Consider the following 4,525-nt stretch of genomic DNA (forward strand, 5'->3'; position numbering starts at 1 on the left):
CGGTTTGGGTCAACTGCAAATTTTGCAAAATCGCATAATTTCTCTGAGAATCTTTTGGGGCAAAAAGTGAAGAAAAACCGTCTGATTTCGCAAGAAATCAGACGGTTTTGTGGTTGCGGGGGCTGGACTTGAACCAACGACCTCCGGGTTATGAGCCCGACGAGCTACCAACTGCTCTACCCCGCGATATTCTGTTCTGTGGTGCCGGTGACCGGACTCGAACCGGTACAGTATCGCTACCGGGGGATTTTAAGTCCCCTGTGTCTACCAATTCCACCACACCGGCAGCTGTCGGCAATGATTAGAATACCATACTCTCCAGTCATTGTCAAGCACGGGCAAGGAAAACCTTTCAAATTTTTTCGACAACTCCCGCTGCAAAAAGTCCAGACAGGTGCCCGTTTCCGTGCAATTTTCCGCCCGGAGGCGCATATACTGGCTGAGAACCCAAATGCAAAGGAGGAAATAAAATGATGAGACACCAGACGATCAGCGGCGGGGATGTGGATGACCTGATCTTTCAGGACAGCTGGACCACCAGTCAGCGATAAGAACTGCAGGACGCCGCTTTCGCGGCGTCCTTTTGCGTCACGGACAGATGGTGCCCCCGCCCAGCACCAGATCTCCATCGTAGAACACCACCGCCTGCCCCGGGGTGACGGCCCGCTGAGGCTCTGTGAACACCATGCGGATGCGGCCGCCGGGCAGCGGTTCCACTGTGGCGGCAGCTTCCCGCTGGCTGTACCGGGTCTTGGCGGTGACGGACAGGGGGCGGTCCGGCTCCGGTACGGAGAGCCAGTTCACCCGCTCCGCCGTCAGCTCCCGGGTGTAGAGGCGGTTGTCCTCCCCTAGGATCACGGCATTCCGGTCCGGGTCCTTCCCCAGCACGTACAGCGGCGCGTTGGCGCTGACGCCCAGCCCTTTCCGCTGGCCGATGGTATAGCATTCCATTCCCCTGTGGCGGCCCAGCACACGGCCTTCTGAGTCCAGGAAGTCACCGGGGACGGGCTCCACGCCGCCATACTGCCGCAAAAACGACACATAGTCCCCATCCGGCACAAAGCAGATGTCCTGGCTGTCGGCCTTCTGGGCGTTGGACAGGCCGTTGGCGGCCGCCAGGGCCCGCAGGGCAGGCTTTTCATAGTCTCCCACCGGCAGCAGCAGATGGGCCAGCTGGTGCTGGGTCAACTGATAGAGGAAGTACGTCTGGTCCTTCCGTCGATCCGCGCCCCGCAGCAGCTGCCAGCGGCCGGAGGGCGTATCGAGGCGGACTCTGGCGTAATGGCCGGTGGCCATGGCGTCCGCGCCCTGGTCCAGCGCCCAGTCCAGCAGGGCACCGAACTTGATCTCCCGGTTGCAGTCAATGCAGGGATTGGGTGTGCGGCCGTGGGTGTAGGCCCACACAAACCGGTCCATGACCCGCTCGCGGAACAGATCGCACAGGTCCAGCACCACATGGGGAATCCCCATGCCGGCGGCCACGGCGCGGGCTGTCTCGATATCATCCGCAGAGCCGCACAGGCCCGGGCGGTCCTTATAGGGATGCAGGCGCAGCGTCACGCCGGTGACATCATAGCCGGCCTGCCGCAGCAGCAGCGCCGCCGCGGCGCTGTCCACACCGCCGCTCATGGCCACAAATACACGCTGGGACATAAATGGGTTCCTCCTGAAAAGGCCGACGGAGCGCCGGTCGTGTGATAGGGCTATTGTAGCCGATTTCCGGAAAAAAGGAAAGCCGCTTCTGCGAAAAAAACCGACCCCAGCCGGAGCCAGGGTCAGTCCAGATGGCGCTGGGAGAAAGCCTGGGGGGGCAAGGCGTCCGCCAGGGCCAGGAGGAGCGGATTGAAGCCGCCGTTGTAATCGAACTTCACGTCCGACACGTCCGCAGTCCCGCATCGCCGGTCCGGCAACGACAGGGTGAAGCGGGACCCCTGCCCCGGCCGGGACTCGGCAATCATGGTGCCGCCGTGGCGCTCTGCGATGTGCTGGCAGATAGGCAGTCCCAGGCCCAGGCCGTGGGGCTGGGGCGCCATCGCATCGTCGTGAAGGTAGCGGTCGAACAGGAAAGGGATCTGGTCCTCCTGGATACCGCAGCCGGTGTCGGACACGGACAGGCGGACCCATCGGTTGATGAATTTCAGCTCCACGGTCACCGCGCCTCCGGCGGGGGTAAACTTCAGGGCATTGGAGAGCAACTGGTAGAGCAGCAGCTCGATGGAGGGCTGGTGAAAAGCGCAGGTGTGGCAGTCCGCAGCGCTCCGGAATTCCAGCTGGACCTTTTTGAGCGCAAACAGACCCTGAGCCCCGGCACAGACCGCACGGACCGTCTCCGTCAAATCCCGGTCCCGGACGGGGAGGGGCGCGTCCTGCCCCAGCTCTCCCGCCGCCGTCAGATTGTTCACCAGCCGCAGCAGGCGGTAGTAGCTCTGATCCAGCAGGGAAGCTGTGGAATCCAGCGCCGGATCCCCCTCCCGCCGGATGGCAGGCGCCAGCTGGGCGGCCGCCAAGTGCAGGTTTCCCAACACGCTGCGCAACTGGGCGGCGATGTTGGGGAACACAACGGAGAAGTCAAATTGCTCTGCTTCCATAGGCGCATCCTTTCAGCTGGGATTCTCTCTTGTAGCATATACGGGGAGGGGCTTTCAAACCGTGGAAAAGCCTGCCTCGAACACCAATAGGATAGCAAAAAAGGGATGCAAAGACAAGGTCTTTGTCGAAAAAGGGGGAAAAATGTCGAAGTCCGGCAGACACGGCCGAACAGAAGTCCAGTCTGTGCAAAACGGACAACAAATCTTGCGTTTTATATGCGCAATTTTACGCAAAATTGCGGTGACATTTTCCGGTAATATGGTATAATGAGGACAACATCCGCTGCGGCGGAATACGGAATACAGGAAGGAATGGGAACATGGCGATCAAAGTGGGAATCAACGGATTTGGCCGGATCGGCCGCGTGGCACTGCGGATCATGGTGGAGCGCGGCAGCGCCACCTATCAGATGTGCGGCATCAACCTGCGGAACGCGGACCTGGACTACATGGTCTATCAGGTGAAGTACGACTCCGTGTTCAAGACCTTTCAGGGCACGGTGGAGCGGGACGACCGTCACCTGATTATCAACGGCAAGAAGATCCGGGTTTACAGTGAGGACGACGCCGCCAACATCCCCTGGGACGACTGCGGCGCCGAGTACATCATCGAGTCCACGGGCGCCTACTGCACCACGGAAAAGGCCTCCGCCCACTTCCGGCACGGGGCGAAAAAGGTCATCATCTCCGCCCCGGCCAAGGACGACATCACGCCCACCTTTGTCATGGGAGTGAACCACAAGCGGTACACCCCGGAGATGGACGTGGTCTCCAACGCCTCCTGCACCACCAACTGCCTGGCCCCCATGACCAAGGTCATCAACGACACCTTCGGCATCGAGCAGGCGCTGATGTCCACCATCCACGCCGCCACCGCCAAGCAGAAGGCTGTGGACGCCCGGGCGGGCCGGGACTGGCGTACCGGCCGCAGCGTCCTGGGCAACATCATTCCCTCCACCACCGGCGCGGCCAAGGCGGTGGGCGTGGTAATTCCGGAGCTGAAGGGTAAAATGACCGGCATGAGCTTCCGGGTGCCCACCAACGACGTGTCCGTGGTGGACCTGACCGCCCGCCTCAAGCAGCCTGCCAGCTATCATGATGTGTGCGTGGCCATGGAAAACGCCGCCCAGAACAGCATGAAGGGCATCATCACCTGCACCAACGACCAGGTGGTGTCCTCCGACCTGACGGGGTTTTCAGAGACCTGCATCTTCGACGAGACCGCCGGCATCATGCTGGACAACAACTTTGTGAAGCTGATCGCTTGGTATGACAACGAGTGGGGCTACACCAACAAGATCCTGGATCTGATGGCCTACATGCATACAGCGGACCAGAGTCGGTAATACGCTTTTTAGGGCGCGGGCAGCTGCCTGCGTCCTATTTTTTTCATATTAACATAGTACTTTGTACGTTGTCAATAAAGTACTAGACTATATTTTTCTTTATTGGGAAATAGGGTACACTTTTCTCAAACAGCAGGAGCAGTGCTTTTATGAGAAAACGTGACCCAAACAGAATAGAGATGGGACGCCGCTTTCGGGAAGCCAGAGAGCGACTCAACTGGAGCAGAGAAGTGCTTGCCGAGCGGGCCGATCTATCTGTGTCCTTTATTGCGGATTTGGAGCTGGGAAACACCGGCACCCGGCTGGAGAACTTTATCCGCCTGTGCCGCCTGCTGGATTTGAACGCCGACTATGTGCTCTTCGGCGCGCCCGGGGACGCTGTGCAGCGGATCATGGATCTGCTGCGGGACCGGGACGAAGAGACGGTCCGGGTGGTGGAGCGGACCGTGGAGGCCCTGCTGCGGGCCCTGGACGAACAGCAGACAACGTGACAGACGGCGCCCGGCCAGACTGGCCGGGCGCCGTGTTGCCCACTGTGGCGGATTCAAAGCGGCCGCGCCAAAGGCGCGGCCTCTTGTCATGCTTTTTCTG

The 4,525-nt window shown here is 60.4% G+C and carries 4 protein-coding genes and 2 tRNA genes; 2 read left to right on the top strand and 4 right to left on the bottom strand.

The window, feature by feature from the left end; genetic code table 11:
- Positions 1-110 precede the first annotated feature (110 nt).
- The 4 genes from HMPREF1546_RS02935 to HMPREF1546_RS02950 form a co-directional block, all read right to left on the bottom strand.
- A tRNA-Met gene (locus HMPREF1546_RS02935) sits at positions 111-186 on the bottom strand.
- Between the two features lie 13 nt (positions 187-199).
- Positions 200-286, bottom strand: a tRNA-Leu gene (locus tag HMPREF1546_RS02940).
- 302 nt (positions 287-588) lie between these two features.
- Positions 589-1,653, bottom strand: a complete 1,065-nt coding sequence (gene mnmA / locus HMPREF1546_RS02945) for a tRNA 2-thiouridine(34) synthase MnmA (RefSeq protein WP_021748502.1) — start codon at positions 1,651-1,653, stop codon at positions 589-591.
- 122 nt (positions 1,654-1,775) lie between these two features.
- Positions 1,776-2,588, bottom strand: a complete 813-nt coding sequence (locus HMPREF1546_RS02950) for a HAMP domain-containing sensor histidine kinase (protein WP_021748501.1) — start codon at positions 2,586-2,588, stop codon at positions 1,776-1,778.
- 320 nt (positions 2,589-2,908) lie between these two features.
- On the opposite strand from HMPREF1546_RS02950, the gene gap reads away from it, so the two are divergent.
- Positions 2,909-3,934 carry a type I glyceraldehyde-3-phosphate dehydrogenase gene (gene gap / locus HMPREF1546_RS02955; RefSeq protein ID WP_021748499.1) on the top strand — a complete coding sequence of 342 codons (1,026 nt, stop codon included), beginning with the start codon at positions 2,909-2,911 and terminating at the stop codon, positions 3,932-3,934.
- A 149-nt stretch (positions 3,935-4,083) separates the two neighbouring features.
- The gene (locus HMPREF1546_RS02960) at positions 4,084-4,425 is read left to right on the top strand and encodes a helix-turn-helix domain-containing protein (protein WP_025544739.1); all 342 of its coding nucleotides are present in this window, start codon (positions 4,084-4,086) and stop codon (positions 4,423-4,425) included.
- Positions 4,426-4,525: the final 100 nt, after the last annotated feature.

The organism is Oscillibacter sp. KLE 1745 (assembly GCF_000469445.2).
Lineage (GTDB): Bacteria > Bacillota > Clostridia > Oscillospirales > Oscillospiraceae > Oscillibacter > Oscillibacter welbionis.

Excerpts from the sequence above, each read along its gene's own strand:
- gap (WP_021748499.1), top strand. The coding sequence starts at position 2,909 with ATGGCGATCAAAGTGGGAATCAACGGATTTGGCCGGATCGGCCGCGTG.
- HMPREF1546_RS02960 (WP_025544739.1), top strand. The coding sequence starts at position 4,084 with ATGAGAAAACGTGACCCAAACAGAATAGAGATGGGACGCCGCTTTCGG.
- mnmA (WP_021748502.1), bottom strand. The coding sequence starts at position 1,653 with ATGTCCCAGCGTGTATTTGTGGCCATGAGCGGCGGTGTGGACAGCGCC.
- HMPREF1546_RS02950 (WP_021748501.1), bottom strand. The coding sequence starts at position 2,588 with ATGGAAGCAGAGCAATTTGACTTCTCCGTTGTGTTCCCCAACATCGCC.